General features: G+C 71.2%; 17 protein-coding genes. 11 read left to right on the forward strand and 6 right to left on the reverse strand.

The annotated features are described in order from the left end of the window. Position 1: 1 nt before the first annotated feature. From ACWED2_RS12095 to ACWED2_RS12125, 7 genes are read left to right on the forward strand one after another with little or no spacing between them, the layout of a single operon-like run. On the forward strand, positions 2 to 1483 hold the full coding sequence (locus ACWED2_RS12095) for an aldehyde dehydrogenase family protein (protein ID WP_449690475.1): 1482 nt from the start codon (positions 2 to 4) through the stop codon (positions 1481 to 1483). Beyond that, positions 1480 to 2274: an SDR family NAD(P)-dependent oxidoreductase gene (locus ACWED2_RS12100; protein ID WP_449690476.1), complete on the forward strand. Its 795-nt coding sequence runs from the start codon at positions 1480 to 1482 to the stop codon at positions 2272 to 2274. Before ACWED2_RS12095 ends, ACWED2_RS12100 begins: the two co-directional genes overlap by 4 nt. Positions 2275 to 2299: 25 nt before the next feature. Beyond that, positions 2300 to 3313: a WD40/YVTN/BNR-like repeat-containing protein gene (locus tag ACWED2_RS12105; RefSeq protein ID WP_449690477.1), complete on the forward strand. Its 1014-nt coding sequence runs from the start codon at positions 2300 to 2302 to the stop codon at positions 3311 to 3313. 11 nt (positions 3314 to 3324) lie between these two features. Beyond that, positions 3325 to 3783 carry a VOC family protein gene (locus ACWED2_RS12110; protein ID WP_449690478.1) on the forward strand — a complete coding sequence of 153 codons (459 nt, stop codon included), beginning with the start codon at positions 3325 to 3327 and terminating at the stop codon, positions 3781 to 3783. A 17-nt stretch (positions 3784 to 3800) separates the two neighbouring features. After that, positions 3801 to 4403 carry an amino acid synthesis family protein gene (locus tag ACWED2_RS12115; RefSeq protein WP_449690479.1) on the forward strand — a complete coding sequence of 201 codons (603 nt, stop codon included), beginning with the start codon at positions 3801 to 3803 and terminating at the stop codon, positions 4401 to 4403. Positions 4404 to 4407: 4 nt separating this feature from the next. Next, positions 4408 to 5259: an alpha/beta fold hydrolase gene (locus tag ACWED2_RS12120; protein ID WP_449690480.1), complete on the forward strand. Its 852-nt coding sequence runs from the start codon at positions 4408 to 4410 to the stop codon at positions 5257 to 5259. After that, positions 5256 to 6848: a bifunctional 3-(3-hydroxy-phenyl)propionate/3-hydroxycinnamic acid hydroxylase gene (locus ACWED2_RS12125; RefSeq protein ID WP_449690481.1), complete on the forward strand. Its 1593-nt coding sequence runs from the start codon at positions 5256 to 5258 to the stop codon at positions 6846 to 6848. Before ACWED2_RS12120 ends, ACWED2_RS12125 begins: the two co-directional genes overlap by 4 nt. A 58-nt stretch (positions 6849 to 6906) precedes the next feature. On the opposite strand, the gene adhP is transcribed toward ACWED2_RS12125, so the two are convergent. Further along, positions 6907 to 7917 (reverse strand): alcohol dehydrogenase AdhP, encoded by a 1011-nt coding sequence (gene adhP / locus ACWED2_RS12130; RefSeq protein ID WP_449690482.1) that lies wholly within the window; start codon positions 7915 to 7917, stop codon positions 6907 to 6909. 73 nt (positions 7918 to 7990) lie between these two features. Continuing rightward, on the reverse strand, positions 7991 to 8599 hold the full coding sequence (locus ACWED2_RS12135) for an Rv1733c family protein (protein WP_449690483.1): 609 nt from the start codon (positions 8597 to 8599) through the stop codon (positions 7991 to 7993). 130 nt (positions 8600 to 8729) lie between these two features. On the opposite strand from ACWED2_RS12135, the gene ACWED2_RS12140 reads away from it, so the two are divergent. Together ACWED2_RS12140 and ACWED2_RS12145 are read left to right on the forward strand one after the other, a co-directional pair. Beyond that, entirely contained in the window at positions 8730 to 9140 is a 411-nt protein-coding gene (locus tag ACWED2_RS12140) for a hypothetical protein (protein ID WP_449690484.1), read from the forward strand. Next, entirely contained in the window at positions 9137 to 9550 is a 414-nt protein-coding gene (locus ACWED2_RS12145) for a hypothetical protein (RefSeq protein WP_449690485.1), read from the forward strand. The genes ACWED2_RS12140 and ACWED2_RS12145 overlap by 4 nt, the downstream gene beginning before the upstream one ends. On the opposite strand, the gene ACWED2_RS12150 is transcribed toward ACWED2_RS12145, so the two are convergent. From ACWED2_RS12150 to ACWED2_RS12165, 4 genes are read right to left on the reverse strand one after another with little or no spacing between them, the layout of a single operon-like run. After that, complete coding sequence (locus ACWED2_RS12150; RefSeq protein WP_449690486.1) at positions 9500 to 10273, reverse strand: WS/DGAT domain-containing protein; 774 nt, start codon at positions 10271 to 10273, stop codon at positions 9500 to 9502. The genes ACWED2_RS12145 and ACWED2_RS12150 overlap by 51 nt on opposite strands. A 14-nt stretch (positions 10274 to 10287) precedes the next feature. Next, positions 10288 to 10497, reverse strand: coding sequence for a wax ester/triacylglycerol synthase domain-containing protein (locus ACWED2_RS12155; protein ID WP_449690487.1), 210 nt, complete (start codon positions 10495 to 10497; stop codon positions 10288 to 10290). Positions 10498 to 10539: 42 nt separating this feature from the next. Next, on the reverse strand, positions 10540 to 11559 hold the full coding sequence (locus ACWED2_RS12160) for an Acg family FMN-binding oxidoreductase (RefSeq protein WP_449690488.1): 1020 nt from the start codon (positions 11557 to 11559) through the stop codon (positions 10540 to 10542). Positions 11560 to 11565: 6 nt separating this feature from the next. Further along, entirely contained in the window at positions 11566 to 11862 is a 297-nt protein-coding gene (locus ACWED2_RS12165) for a hypothetical protein (RefSeq protein WP_449690489.1), read from the reverse strand. 296 nt (positions 11863 to 12158) lie between these two features. Between ACWED2_RS12165 and ACWED2_RS12170 the strand changes: the two genes are divergently transcribed. Next, the gene (locus ACWED2_RS12170; RefSeq protein ID WP_449690490.1) at positions 12159 to 13709 is read left to right on the forward strand and encodes a bifunctional aminoglycoside phosphotransferase/ATP-binding protein; all 1551 of its coding nucleotides are present in this window, start codon (positions 12159 to 12161) and stop codon (positions 13707 to 13709) included. Further along, positions 13709 to 14719, forward strand: a complete 1011-nt coding sequence (locus ACWED2_RS12175; RefSeq protein ID WP_449690618.1) for an Acg family FMN-binding oxidoreductase — start codon at positions 13709 to 13711, stop codon at positions 14717 to 14719. The genes ACWED2_RS12170 and ACWED2_RS12175 overlap by 1 nt, the downstream gene beginning before the upstream one ends.

A 14719-nucleotide genomic window follows, 5' to 3' on the forward strand; every position in this document is an offset into this window, starting at 1 on the left:
AGTGACTTCCTTCCTGGCCCGCGAACACGGCCTGTTCATCGGCGGCCGATGGCGGCCGGGCGAAACCGGGCAACGGCTCGTTTCCACCGACCCCGCCACCGGAAAACCCCTCGCCACCCTGGCCCGCGGCGGTCCCGGAGACGTCGAAGTCGCCGTCGCGGCGGCCCGAGCGGCGCTTGCCGATCCCGCCTGGCGCGATCTCACCCCGCTCCAGCGCGGCGAGCTGCTGCACCGGCTGGCCGACCTCGTCGAGGAGCACGCCGACGAACTGGCGCTCATCGAATCCCTGGACAACGGCAAGCCGGTCTCGGTCGCCCGCGCGGTCGACGTCGCCACCACGGCGAAGCTCTTCCGCTACTTCTCCGGCTGGCCCAGCAAGTTCGAGGGCTCGACCATCCCGCTGTCACCCCGCGGTGGACGGCGGATCCTGAACTACACCGTGCACGAGCCGATCGGTGTCGTGGGCGCGATCGTGCCGTGGAACTTCCCGATGTCGATGGCGTCCTGGAAACTGGCCCCGGCGCTGGCGATGGGCAACGCGGTGGTGCTCAAGCCGGCGGAAGAGACGTCGCTGTCCACGCTGCGGCTCGCCGAACTCGTCGCGGAGGCCGGTTTCCCGCCCGGGGTGCTCAACGTCTTGACCGGAGAAGGCAGTGTCGTCGGTGCCGCGATCGCGGCCCACCCCGGCGTCGACAAGGTCGCCTTCACCGGCTCGACCGAAGTCGGCCGCCTGGTCACGATCGCCGCCACCGGCAACATGAAGAAGGTCTCCCTGGAACTGGGCGGCAAGTCCCCGCACATCGTCCTGCCGGACGCGGACCCGAAGGCGGTCGCGGCCGCGGCGGCCGACGCGATCTTCTTCAACCAGGGCCAGACCTGCACCGCGGGTTCCCGCCTGTACGTCCACTCCGCCGTCTACGACGACGTGATGTCGGCGCTCGTCGATGAGGCGAACCGGATCGTCGTCGGCCCCGGGCAGGACCCGGCCAGCCAGATGGGCCCGCTCGTGTCGGCCCGGCAGCTGGACACCGTCAAGTCCTATGTGGAGTCCGGAGTGGACGAAGGCGCCACCCTCGAAACCGGTGGCTCGCGCCCGGCGGGCCTCGACGACGCCTACGTGGGCGGCCACTTCCTCGAGCCGACCGTGCTCACCGAAACCACGCACGCCATGCGCGTGGTCCAGGAAGAGATCTTCGGTCCGGTCCTCGTGGCCATGCGCTGGACCGACGTCGACGACCTGATCGGCAAGGCCAACGACACGCCGTACGGCCTGGCCGCCGGATTGTGGACGAACGACCTGACCCAGGCCCACCGGATCGCCGCCGCGATCAAGGCGGGCACCGTGTGGATCAACTGCTACAACCTCACCGACCCGGCATCGCCGTTCGGTGGCTACAAACAGTCCGGCTGGGGCCGGGAAATGGGCCGCGGTGTGCTCGAGCAGTACACCGAAACCAAGAGCGTCTGGGTGAACCTCTCATGAGCACAACGGAACTGGACGGCCAGGTCGCCATCGTGACCGGTGGCGGCCTGGGCATCGGAAAAGCCGTCACCCGCGCGCTGGTGAAGCGCGGCGCGACGGTCGTCATCGCCGCGCGCCGCCTGCCCGTCCTCCAGGCGGCCGCGGACGAGATCATGGCCGAACTCGGCGGCAAGGTCGTGGCCGTCGCCGCCGACACCACCGACACGGAGTCGGTGCTGGCGCTCGCCGAACGGGCCGCGGAGGTCGGCCAGGTCTCGATCCTCGTCAACGGCGCCGCCGCGCCTGCCGGGCTGGTCCGCGACGACGTCGCGAGCGCCGACCCCGAAGCCCTGCTCGCCGACCTGAACACCAAGGTCGTGGGCTACTTCCGGTGCGTCAAAGCGGTCGTGCCCCTGATGCGCGCGCACGGCTACGGACGGATCGTGAACATCGGCGGGCTCACCGGCCGGTCGAGCCACGCCCTTTCGGGGATGCGCAACCTCGCGATCGTGCACATGACCAAGGTGCTGTCGGACCAGCTCGGCCCGGACGGCATCACGATCAACACGCTGCACCCCGGCGTCGTGGAAACCGAGCACATCCACGAGCTGTACGCCCGCAACGCCGCCGCCCAGGGCATCACCGCCGCCCAGGTCGAGCAGAACTTCATCGACCGCACGCCCATCAGGCGGGTGCTCACCGCCGACGAGGTCGCCGACGCGATCTGCTTCTTCGCCTCGCCCGCCACCGGCGGGATCACCGGCGAATCGCTCGGCATCGACGGCGGCCTCACCCGGGGCATCTTCCTCTGACCCCTCTTCCGAAAGGAGCTCATCGATGCAGGGAACCATTCTGGTCGCCACCGCGGGACAGGGTGTGTTGCGCAGCAACGACGACGGCACGACCTGGAACCGCATCCCCCTCGACCAGGGACTCGAGTTCGACTCCGTGGTGCGCGCGCTGGCCGTCCACCCCGAACGGCCCGAAGTGATCTTCGCCGGCGCCGAGGTCGGGCTCGGCCGCAGCGACGACGGCGGCACCCGCTGGACGCGCGTCGACTCGCCGTTCAACGACACGCAGGTGTGGTCGATCGCGATCGACCCGAACGATCCCGACAGCATGCTGGTCGGCACCGGGGCACCGGCCCGCGCCGTCATGTACCGCACCACCGACGGCGGGGGCACCTGGGACCGGCTCTCCCCCGAACTGCCGGAACGCTGCGCCGGGGTCAGCAAGCCGCGGATCCTCACCGCCGTCTTCGACCACGTCGACGGCAAGTCCGCCTGGTTCGGCGTCGAGGAAGGCGGCCTCTGGCTCACCCGCGACCGCGGTGACACCTGGGACCGCGTCGACAGCCCCGACGGCGTCGCGCCGTCGGACATCCACTGCGTCGTCGTGCTCGACGGGCCGCCCAAGACGATCCTCTGCCTCGTCGTCAACGCCGTCTTCGTCAGCCAGGACGACGGCGCGACCTGGACCCGCACCGGCACGAAGTCGACGTGGGGCATCTACTACACCCGCCTGGTCGCCCGCATTCCCGGCAGCAACTCGGTGCTGCTCGGCATCGGCGACGGCACACCGGGCACCCAGACCCGCGTCTTCCGCTCCGACGACCTCGCGCAGACCTGGCGGGAGTCCACCTTCGACACCCCGGCCAACTCGACGGTCTGGGCGTTCGGCACCCATGCGGGCGACCCGGACCTCGTCTTCGCCGGCACCAAGTACGGCCACCTGTTCCGCTCCACCGACGGCGGCCGCACCTTCGCCAAGGAGTGGCGGGAGTTCCCCGAGATCACCGACGTGGCCTGGACCCCGGCCGTCGCCGCCGACGCACCCGCCGCCACCCACTGAAGGAGAATCCCATGGTCAAACCCGTGGTCGTCCGCACCCACCTGTCCCTGTTCGTGCGCGACCCCGAGGCGTCGGCGGCGTGGTACGCCGACGTGCTCGGCCTGGAAGTCACCGCCCGGGGCCCCCAGTGGGTCTTCCTCTCCTTCGGCCGCAAGCATCACGACCTCGCGCTCATCCGCGCCGAGGAGGGCGCGCAGCAGGGTGGCCTGGGTCTGCAGCACTACGGCCTGGAGATCGCGGGCGACGTCGACGATCTGCGCCGGTTGTACGGAATGCTGCTCGCCAAGGACGTCAAGGTGGTCAAGACGACCGACCACAAGGTCGGGATCGGCCTCTACTTCGAAGACCCCGACGGCAACCGGTTCGAGCTCTTCGCCGAAACCGTCACCGACGACGAAGAAGGCCGGCGCATCCTCGGCGAGCACAACGCACCCAGCGAGCCGGTCGAACTCGAACCCCTCTACCCGTGACCAGGAGGTCCACCCCCATGCCAGCCGCGAACTTCGGGCCCTACCACGTCCGGAAGTGGTTCACCCACGTCGAAGACGTGCTCGCCAACGAAACCGGGCAGGCCGCCGACGGCTCGGCGGTGCGCCGCATCGTCGTGGCCGCGGCCGTGCACAACCCCTACGCCGGTCGCTTCAGCGAGGACCTGAGCGACATCGTCGCCAAGTCGGACGAACTGGGGCGCGAAGTCGGCCGCCGTGCCGTCGAAGCCGCCGGCGGCGAGCCGATCCAGAGCTACGGCAAGGCGTGCGTCGTCGGGACGCTCGGCGAATACGAGCACGGCAACGCGTTCCTCACCCAGGTGTTCGCGGACCCGGTGCGAGAGGCGGTGGGCGGCGGGAAGTCGTGGGTGCCCTCGACCGGCAAGGTCGGCGCGGCCGGGGCGGTCATCGACATTCCCCTGGCCCACAAGGACGCGCTGTACGTGCGCTCGAACTACGACACGATCTCGATCGGCTTCGGCGACGCGCCCCGCCCGGACGAGGTCGTCATCGCCTTCGCGTTCGCCTCCCGCGGCCGGCTGCACGCCCGCCTCGGGGGCCTCACCGCCGCCGAGGTGCGCGGCGAGGACGGGCTGCGCTAGCCCGATGACCGAGCCGACGAGTCACCACATCGTCCTCAATGGACTCAAGAGCCGCTACCTGCGCTGGGGCGACGACCGGAACCCGGCGGTCCTCCTGCTTCACGGCCTGCGCAGTTACGCCCACACGTGGGACACGGTCGCCCGCGCGTTGAGCAGCACGCACGCGGTGATCGCCCCGGACTTCCGCGGGCGCGGCGAGAGCGCGTGGGACCCCGAGCGCGACTACTTCACCAACGCCTACGTCGGCGACCTGGAAAAGCTCGTCGCTTCGCTCGGGCTCACGCGTTTTGGCATCATCGGCCACTCGATGGGCGGCACGGTGGGATACGCCTATGCCGCACGGCACCCGGAGCAGGTCACGGCCCTGGTCGTCGAGGACATCGGGCCGGGTTCGTCGACGGACACCGCGGGCGCGGACCGGATCCTGCGCGAGCTGCGGGACACACCGCCCGGCTTCGATTCGCTCGGGGCCGTGCGTGCCTACTGGCGGGACACCCGGCCGGGCATCACCGAAGACGCGCTCAGGTCGCGGATCGAGCACACCGTCCGCCCCGGCGGCGACGGGCGGTGGGAATGGAAGCTCGACATGGCGGGCATCGCCGCCGCCCGGCGCAGCGGTGACCCCGCCGGGCCGGTCGACCTGTGGGCCTGCGTGGAAGCGCTGCGCTGCCCGACGCTCGTCCTCCGCGGCGCGCGCTCGGACTTCCTGCCGGTCTCCGTCTGCCGGGAAATGGCCGACCGGCAGCGGCTGCTGCACTGGCAGGAGATCCCCGAGGCCGGCCACTACGCGCACGACGACAACCCGGCCGATTTCATCCGGCTGGTGACCGGCTTCCTCACGGAAGTCTCGCCGTGACCGACCGCGTCCAGGTGGCGATCGTGGGCGCCGGCCCGGTCGGGGCGACCGCGGCCAATCTGCTCGGCACCTACGGCGTCACCACGCTGATCATCGACCGCGAATCCGACGTCGTGGCGTATCCGCGCGCGATCGGGGTCGACGACGAAACCCTGCGCACCTTCCAGACCGTCGGCCTCGCCGGCGACGTGCTGCGCAGCGCCATCCAGAACGTGCCGTTGAAGTTCTTCGACGCCTCCGGGCGCTGCCTGGCCGACATCCGTCCCACCGCCCAGGACCACGGCTGGTACAAGCGCAACATCTTCTCGCAGCCCGAGGCGGAGGCCGTGCTGCGCCGCGGCCTGCGGCGGTTCCCCCACGTGCGGGTGCTGCTCGGCACCGAACTGCGGCAGATCCGGCAGGACGCGGACGGCGTGACGCTCTCCCTGGCCGGCTCCCGTGAAGTACGCGCCGACTACGTGATCGCGGCCGACGGGGGCCGCAGCACCGTGCGCGGCCTGCTCGGCATCCCCCTCGAAGGCGCCACCCACCCGCGCAAGTGGGTGGTCATCGACTGCGCCAACGATCCCCTGGACGCCCCGTACACCGCGCTGCACTGCGACCCGCGACGCCCGTACGTCTGCGCCCATCTCCCGGACGACCGCCGCCGCTGGGAGTTCATGCTCTTCCCCGGCGAGGACGCCGACGAGATGCTCGCCCCGGACCGCGTCCGCGACCTCCTCCGGCAGCACGTCGCCGACCCGGACGTCGTCGACGTCATCCGCGCCCGGGTGTACACCCACCACTCCCGCATCGCCGCCCGCTTCACCGACGGCCGCATCGCACTGGCCGGCGACGCCGCGCACCTGATGCCGCCGTGGGCCGGGCAGGGCATGAACACCGGCATCCGCGACGTCACCAACCTCTGCTGGAAGCTCGCGGCGATCGTCCGCGACCAGGCCGATCACGCGCTTCTCGGCACCTACGACCGGGAACGCCGGCCACACGCCCGCGCGATGATCGAACTGTCCACCACGCTCGGCCGCATCCTCAGCCCGACCCGGCGGTCGCTGGCCCACGCCCGCAACTGGTTCCTCCGCGCGGCTTCCCTCGCCCCGGCGGTCAAACGGTGGGTGCTGGAGATGCGCTTCAAGCCGATCCCCCACTACCAGGCCGGGTTCGTGGCCGGTGCGGACGTCCCGGGCGTGGGCCGCATGTTCGTCCAACCACGGGTCGAGACGGCCACGGGTACGCACCCCCGCCTCGACGACGTGCTCGGACCGTGGTTCGCCGTGATCGGATTCGAATGCGACCCGCTGAGCGGGCTCGGCGACACTGAGCTCGCCGCGATGAAGATCTTCAACCCGCGGATCGTCAAGATCGTCGAATCCCGGGCCGGCGAGCGCCACCACAAGCAGCACCGCGTCGACCCTGGCACCATCGTCGTCGAAGACGTGCACAATGAGCTTCGCCCGTGGTTCCGCTCCCGTGGCCGTGACATCGTGCTGGTCCGCCCTGACCGCTATGTCGCGGCGTTGACCACCGCGGACGAACTCGGCTCGGCGATCACGAACCTGGCCGTGAGATTCGACGGCGAGCAACGGCAATGAGGAAAAGCGCTGACGACCAAGCAAGCCCGGCGGCTCGGTGGAGCACTCTGTCACCGAGTCAGAACTCGATCACCAGACGCGCGGGAACGCGGTTGGCCAAGACCTCTTCGAAGGCTTCGTTGATGTCCTCGAGCTTACGGGTCTCGGCCGTCACGGTCGTCCGGCCCGCCGCGTGCAGGGCGAACACCTCGGCCAGATCCTTCCGGGTACCGACGATCGAACCGATCACCGAGATGCCCTTGATCACCGCCTCGAAGATCGGGACCGGAAGCACGCCGCCCGCGGGGATGCCGACGCAGACCAGGCGGCCGCCGCGGCGGAGGGAACGCAGCGCCTGCTCGAACGCGCTCGGCGCCGCGGCCAGCACGATCGCCACGTCCGCCCCGCCCTGGGCCTGGACGGCTTCGGCCGGGTCGCCCGCGCTCGCGTCGACGACGCGGTCCGCGCCGAGCTCGCGGGCGAGGTCGAGCTTTCCGGGCTCGATGTCGACCGCCGTGACGAAGCCGCCCGCGATGCGTGCGTACTGGATGGCGAGGTGACCGAGGCCGCCGACGCCGAAGATCGCGACCCGGTCCGCCGGGCGGACGTCACCGACCTTGACGGCCTTGTAGGTCGTCACGCCTGCGCACGTCAGCGGGGACGCCTCGATCGGCGGGACACCGTCGGGCACGGGGACCGCGTAGTGGGCGTTCGCGACGGCGTACTCGGCGTAGCCGCCGTCGATCGAATAGCCGGTGTTCTGCTGCGCCTCGCACAGCGTCTCCCAGCCGGAGACACAGAATCCGCATTCACCGCAGGCCGAGCCGAGCCACGGCAGCGCGACCCGCTGCCCGATCCGGTCCTCCGGCACCCCGGCACCGACGCGTTCGATGATGCCGACGCCCTCGTGGCCTGGGATCAGGGGCAGGGCCGGCTTCACCGGCCAGTCCCCGTGAGCGGCGTGGATGTCGGTGTGGCAGATCCCGCAGGTCTCCAACCGGACCAGGATCTGCTGCGGGCCGGGCTCCGGGACCGGTACCTCGCGCAGCTCGAGCGCGGACGAGAAATCCGTGACGACTGCAGCCTTCATGTTCGCTCCTAAGGGTGATTTTGTGACCGAGTCGACGGTCGCGGATCGATGGAGGTGCCGCTGTGGCCGACGGTCACGAGCCGGCGGGACTTTGGTCATCCCGCCGGGTGCGGCCGGGCTGCCGGGCGAACCACTCCTGCTGCCAGCGGGCGAGGCGGATCCGGTCCAGCGCGAAGACCACTCCGCGGTAGGCCAGGGCGAGGGCGAACACCACGCCCACCCAAAGCCCGGTCGCGATGACGACCGCCGCAATCCGGGTGAGCGGGCGGTCGACCGGCGTGCCCGTGCCGTCGAGCCAGACCGGAACCTCGTTGCCCGCGACCGTTCCGGCCGGGGCGTCCACCTCGCCGGTGTGCCGCTGCCCGTCATGCGCCAGCCAAAAGGCTTTTGCCGGACCGGATTCGCCCAGGGTGCCGCTGTGGCCAACGGTGCCAGGCGCCGGTCCGTCGGCCAGCAGAACCGCCGTCGCCTCGTAGCGCGAAGCGATCTGATCGCGGGACTCGGCCGTTTCTGCCGCGTGGATGCCGATTCCGAGCAGGACCGCACCCACGCCGGCGAGCAGGGACGCCAGACCCACGACGAGCAGCACGGCCGCCTGAATCCGGTCCGACGGCCGGGCCACGGTGTCACGCCCGGGCAAGAGAGTGTGCCGCAACCGGATCAACCACATCGACGCGTACATCGTTTCCTGCCTTCTGCAAGCTTCGGAAAACGTGAGGTGCGCCCAGCATCACCGACCCCCGCGGTCACGGCGCAGGGCCCACAGTCCCGCGTCCGCGGGCCTTGCGGCCGTTTCCGCCATCGCCGATCCGGTGACTTTGGGCCCTGGCGCCACCGGTTCGCCGGGCCGACGCTGGAATCCCCGGCCCGCCGGGCGAGAGGTCTCCGGATGCAGACGGTCGAAGATCATCAACGGTGAACCGGCCTTCTTCGCGGTGAGGAAGAAGCTGCACAACGCGCTCCAAGGCGGCACCGAACCGATCATGGACGCCGAAATCCGGCTCTACGAGGAGACTTCTCTCCGCAACGCCGAGGAGCTGTCGACCGATCCGGATTTTGCGGACTGTGACTTCGTCTTCGTGCACGATCCGCAGCCGGCCGCAGTGTTGTCCTTTTCGGACACCACGCGGACACGGTCGGTGTGGCGGTGCCACGTCGACACCTCCCAGCCCGCCGCCGGCGTCTGGGACCGTACGCGCTGTCGGACCAGCACGAGATCGTGATCGAGTCGCCCCGGCACGACTGGGACTTCGCGACGGGCACCGAAGCGGAGGTCACCGATGTGCTGACGGCGTGGCAGCACCGGCTGCACGCGTTGCGGCCCGCGGCCGCCCAGGTCGTGGTGTTCCGCAACCACGGTCTTGCGGCCGGGATCTCCCGGCAGCACCCGCATTCCCAGGTCGCCGGCCTGCCCGTGCTGTCCGCGGGAACGCGGCGCGAGCTGGAAACCGCGCGCACCCACCACCGCGACCACGGACGGCGACTCGCCGAGGAACAGCGAGCTCGCGACCCGAGGTCTCACCCAGCGGCAGCCATCCCCGGCAGCGGAGTACTCCCCCGAACACATCCGCGGTATCTGCCCTCAGTGCCGCCGCACGCCGGCCCGGGCCAGGGTCAGCAGCTGGACCAGTAGCCCGATCGAGGTCCCGGCGAGCCCGACGATCAGCACGATCCGGGCCACCAGCGCCCAGTCGAACGACGCTCCCGCGAAATCGAGCGGAAAGACTTGCCAGAGTCGGACCAGTGCGGCCAGACCAGCACAGGACGTAACGACGCCGTTGAGCGCGACGAGCCACGCGGGGTCGTACCAGATGTGGACGAGACCGGTGACCAGGCCGGCCACCAGGGCGAGGTCGACCAGGCCCACCACCGAGGAGAATCCCGGGGTCAGGAACGGCACGGCTTCCCAGCCCGGCCGGCCGTTGACCAGGGCCAGCAGAACGCCGTTGAGCACCACCCCCACGAGGTAACCGGCACGCCGGGACCGGACGGGCGGGCGGGTTTTCACGCTGGTTGTCATGGTGACCTCCGTTCCTGCCTCGAGCATCGGCCCGCGGTCCCGCGTGGGGCAGGGTCCTGGGTCCACGAGTGGAGAGCCGAAAGGCCGCCGTTCAGCTTCGCCGCGCACCAGGTCCAGCTCGGCGCTCAGGCCCTCGGCGAGTGCCTCGAGGTCCGGACACCGGCTGCGGTCGGCGAGCATCGAGATAGTCAGGGTGCCCGCGTACGAGAGCACTTCGAAGACGACGGTCAGGTTCCCGGTTTCGCCCACGCTGAGCGGGATGGCCGCCCGGACCGGCGCACCGCCGAAGGTGACCGGCTCAGCGGGACCCCGCACGTGGCTGACGAGCGTGTGCATCCGGTGCTGGTGATTCAGGTACCAGCGGTAGCCGCCGAACGCGGCCAGCGGCCGACGCCGTCCGCGAGCACGTGGTCAAGCACGACCACCAGCGCGGCTTCCCCGTCGGCCAACCCGGTCACCAAGACCACGGACCACAACGGGGCATCACGCGGCAGCGGAGTCGAGACCAGCGACAGCGCCGCGTCCAAGACCGCCTGCCGGTCCCCCGGCGGCGCACACACCGCGGAATTGGCGCGTTCGACGGCCGGCCGCGATGTGCGGGGTCATCGTCCCGGTGGGCGGACGGCCGATCCCGGTCCGCCGCGCAGGACCTCTTGCTCCCCCCGCCGTGGCGAAGGCGGGTCGGTCTCCGCGGCGTATCCGATGCGCAGGAGAGCCTGCGGGAAGCCCGTGAGATCGAGGTCCTCGCACAGCGCAGAACGCACCGGCTCCAGGTGCAGCGGCTGCGTCAGCACCCCCGCCGCCAGGCCGAGGTCGACCGCGGCGAGCCAGGCTCGTTCCAGCGCATACCCGGCGCGGATGTGGTCGAGCCGGGCGTCGGCCACCGTGACGAAAACCAGCAGGGTCTCACCGGTGAGGCGACGCTCGAGTTCCGGTGTGTCCGGGACCTCCGTGGCGCGCCGGACCAGCCCGGCCCACGGCACCGAACCCGACGGCACCCGGCTGGCGGGGATTCCCACGCCGTGCCGGTGGGCATCTTCGTCCCGGATCGTCCAGAGAGACAGCTCGCGCTGGTAGCCGCGGTCGGTCCGGAAGTGCTCCGCGGCGAAGTGCAGCAACCGGGCGACGACGGCGACCTCACTGCCGGGCCGGACGGGACGTGCTTCGACGCCCGGCGACCCGCCCGCGTCGACGAGCTTGTGCACCACCGGTGCCGGCACAGCCACCCCGTCGAACGGCGCCCGGTGGCTCGCCCGGCGGGCGATCGCCCCGTACCGGCGGAGTTCTTCTGGGCTGGGTGCGGCCTCGGCGCCGACGGCGATCCGGGCCACCAGGCCCGGATCGTCCGCGTCGGGCAGTAACGCGGTCTCCGCGGCCCGGCCGAGGGTTCGTACGGCGAGTTCGAGGTTGGCCACCGCCGCGCCGCACGACGCGGCGCGGTCGCGGCCGTGTGGGTCGTGGTGTGGGAGGGCCGGTTCGGCGCGTTCGCGCACCCGCAGCTCGTCCGGCTCGACCTCCAGCAGCCACGGCTGGGTGTTGTGCACTGACGGCGCACTCATCATCGACCGGAGCAGTAGTTCGGTCTCGGCCGCCTTCCAGGGCCTTTCCTCCACAGTGGACATGCCGAGTCACCCGGTCCGGCCCAGAAAAGACGCGGACCACTCGTCGCGGCGGTAGCGCAGCAGACGGGCCGCCAGTTCGCCCGGGTCGCCGCACAGATCCACCGGAACCGGCGCGGAGACGGGCCTGCCGGTGGAGTGGATACCGGCCACGAAGCGGCGGACGCGGGACGGCGCCGGCACGAGCTCACCGCCGAGTGAGGACTCCTCGCCGACACCGAGCGCGGCTCTCACCGCGGCCAGGTAGCGGGTCGGCCCGCACCGCAGCCCGTGGTCACGGTCGATACCGGTCAGCAGGGGAATCACCCTCCATCGTCGTGGGACTCCTCTCCGGCCGCGTCGGGCCGGATTCCCCTCGTTCCGACGGTACGACTCCGCTGCCGCGTGAGGATGGCGTCGTTCGGCCCCGAGGAGAAGGACTTTCGTCACCTGAACGTCTCAGGGCCCACAGCAGGTCCGGGAGCACCGGGACGCCCGTCCGCCCGCAGGCCCTCGACGCGGCCCCGGCTTGCGGTGCCTTCGTCCCCGGTCCGGGACTTCCGGCTCCCGGCCGGTGACCTAACGCCCTTCGGCGGCGCGTGCCGACCGGCGATCCTCAGGGCATGAACGTGCCTTGGGCCGATGTGCACGAAACCCACATCGGTGCGGTCTTCCTCGTCGGGGACCTCGCCTACAAGCTGAAGAAGCCGGTCGACCTCGGCTTCCTCGACTTCACCGCCCGCGAGACGCGGGAGCGGGTGTGCCACCGGGAGGTGGCGCTGAACCGGCGGCTGGCACCTGACGTCTATCTGGGCGTCGCCGACGTCACCGGCCCGGACGGCGCGGTGTGCGACCACCTCGTGGTCATGCGCCGGATGCCCGAGGATCGCCGGCTGTCGACGCTGGTTCGCGGGCACGAGCCGCTGCACGTGACGATCCGGCAGCTGGCGCGGCAGCTCGCCACCTTCCACGCGCGGGCCGAACGCGGCCCCGGGATCAGCGCCGACGAGACGCGCGACGCGGTCCGGAACCGGTGGCGCGCGAGCTTCGAGCAGGTGCGGCCCTTCCACGGCGAAGTGCTGGACCCGGCCATGGCGCTCGAGATCGAAACCCTGGCCGAGGACTTCCTCGCTGGCCGCAAGGCGCTGTTCGAGCGCAGGATCGCGGAGGGACACGTCGTCGACGGCCACGGCGACCTGCTCGCCGACGACGTCTTCTGCCTCGACGACGGTCCACGCGTGCTGGACTGCCTCGAGTTCGACGACCACCTCCGGCACGTCGACGTCCTCGACGACGTCGCTTTCCTCGCCATGGACCTCGAACGGCTCGGCGCGCCGGAGCTCGGGGAACAGCTGCTCGCCGACTACCGCGAGTTCGCGGGTGACCCTGCTCCCCCGGCCCTGGTGCACCACTATCTTGCCTACCGGGCGTTCGTCCGGGTCAAGGTCGCCTGTCTGCGCCACGCCCAAGGCGACACCGAAGCGGCTGGGCTCGCGGGTGAATACGCCGGACTCGCCCTGGAGCACCTCCGGCTGGGGCAGGTGCGGCTGGTCCTCGTCGGCGGAGAACCGGGCACCGGCAAGTCGACGGTCGCCGGTGGTCTGGCCGACCGGCTCGGCGCCACGCTGCTGCAGTCGGATCGGCTGCGCAAGGAACTGGCCGGGCTCGTCCCGGCCCGGCGGCCCGCCGAGGGCTACCGGCAAGGCCTCTACGACGACCACCACACCGACGCGACTTACGCCGAACTCGTGCGCCGGGCCGAGCAACTGCTCGCCCTGGGCGAAACCGTCGTGCTGGATGCGTCCTGGAACGCCGCCCGGCACCGCGAACTCGCCACCGAGACAGCCGGACGGACGAGCAGTCCGCTGGTCGCCGTCCACTGCCAGGGACCGGAAGCGACAGCCGCACACCGGATCACCGGCCGAGCGGGCACCCTCTCCGACGCCACCCCGGACATCGCGCACCGGATGACCGCCGACGCCGATCCCTGGCCCGAGGCACACCCGCTCCCGACCACCGGCACGCCGGCCGAATCGGTCGCGCGCGCACTGGCCTGGCTGGCGCCGGAGCACCGAAAGTCCCCGATCCAGAGGCATTCCGGCCCTGCTGCCGACGAGCTGGGCGGTGCGAGGCTCGACTCGACCGAACACCCGGACCGCGAGGAAGGCCGATGATGGAGCGAGCATTTCCGGACGAGTTCACCGTCAGGACCGCGGTGGCGATGGCCGTCCGCGCGCCGTCGGTGCACAACTCCCAGCCGTGGTACTGGCGGATCGGGCACAGCTCGCTGCACCTCTACGCCGATCCGAACCGGCTCCTGCACGAAACCGACCCGGACGGCCGGGACCTGATCCTCAGCTGCGGCGCCGCTCTGCACCACCTCCGGATCGGCTTCGCCGCGCTCGGCTGGACCGCCGAAGTGCACCGGCTGCCCAACCCCGGCGAGCCCGACCACCTCGCCGCGATCACCCTCGAGCAGCACCAGCCGACGCAGGACGAGATCGCCATGGCGGCCGCGATCCCCCGGCGGCGCACCGACCGGCGCCAGCACAGCTCCTGGACCGTACCCCGCGGGCACGTCGAAGCCATGGCCAAGGCCGCGGCGCTGGAAGGCACCGTGCTGCAGGTCGCCGAGAACTCCGCGCGATACCACCTGGCGACCGCGATCGAAGAGGCGTCCCGGCGGCACGCCCACGACCCTGCCTACCGCACCGAGCTGGCTGCCTGGAGCGGCCGCCACGTCTCGCCCGACGGCGTCCCGGCCCGCAACACCCCGGCCCCCGACGACACCCCGGGTGCGCTGCGCGCCCGCCCGTTCGCCGACCCGCTGCTGGCCCAGCCGCCCGACGCCAAGGCCGAAGACGACGAGACCGTGCTGCTGATCCTGAGCACCGCCTCCGACGACCGGATGTCGCGGCTGCGCGCCGGCGAGGCGACCAGCGCGGTGCTGCTCACGGCGAACGCGTTCGGCCTGTCCTCGTGCCCGCTGACCGAGCCGCTGGAGCTCGCCGATGTCCGCGAGACGGTGACCGAGCGGGTCACCGGCGGGTCGTTCCCGCAGATGATCCTGCGCGTCGGCTGGGCACCCGCCAACGCCGACCCGCTGCCCGCGACCCCGCGCCGTCACCTCGCCGACGTGCTGCAGCCGCTTGAAGCGGCCCCGAAGCATTTCCAGGCCCACTAG

The organism is Amycolatopsis sp. NPDC005003 (genome assembly GCF_053600695.1).

Excerpts from the sequence above, each read along its gene's own strand:
- ACWED2_RS12110 (WP_449690478.1), top strand. The coding sequence starts at position 3,325 with ATGGTCAAACCCGTGGTCGTCCGCACCCACCTGTCCCTGTTCGTGCGC.
- ACWED2_RS12150 (WP_449690486.1), bottom strand. The coding sequence starts at position 10,273 with ATGCACACGCTCGTCAGCCACGTGCGGGGTCCCGCTGAGCCGGTCACC.
- ACWED2_RS12135 (WP_449690483.1), bottom strand. The coding sequence starts at position 8,599 with ATGTACGCGTCGATGTGGTTGATCCGGTTGCGGCACACTCTCTTGCCC.
- ACWED2_RS12175 (WP_449690618.1), top strand. The coding sequence starts at position 13,709 with ATGGAGCGAGCATTTCCGGACGAGTTCACCGTCAGGACCGCGGTGGCG.
- ACWED2_RS12170 (WP_449690490.1), top strand. The coding sequence starts at position 12,159 with ATGAACGTGCCTTGGGCCGATGTGCACGAAACCCACATCGGTGCGGTC.
- ACWED2_RS12105 (WP_449690477.1), top strand. The coding sequence starts at position 2,300 with ATGCAGGGAACCATTCTGGTCGCCACCGCGGGACAGGGTGTGTTGCGC.
- ACWED2_RS12100 (WP_449690476.1), top strand. The coding sequence starts at position 1,480 with ATGAGCACAACGGAACTGGACGGCCAGGTCGCCATCGTGACCGGTGGC.
- ACWED2_RS12120 (WP_449690480.1), top strand. The coding sequence starts at position 4,408 with ATGACCGAGCCGACGAGTCACCACATCGTCCTCAATGGACTCAAGAGC.
- adhP (WP_449690482.1), bottom strand. The coding sequence starts at position 7,917 with ATGAAGGCTGCAGTCGTCACGGATTTCTCGTCCGCGCTCGAGCTGCGC.
- ACWED2_RS12115 (WP_449690479.1), top strand. The coding sequence starts at position 3,801 with ATGCCAGCCGCGAACTTCGGGCCCTACCACGTCCGGAAGTGGTTCACC.
- ACWED2_RS12160 (WP_449690488.1), bottom strand. The coding sequence starts at position 11,559 with ATGTCCACTGTGGAGGAAAGGCCCTGGAAGGCGGCCGAGACCGAACTA.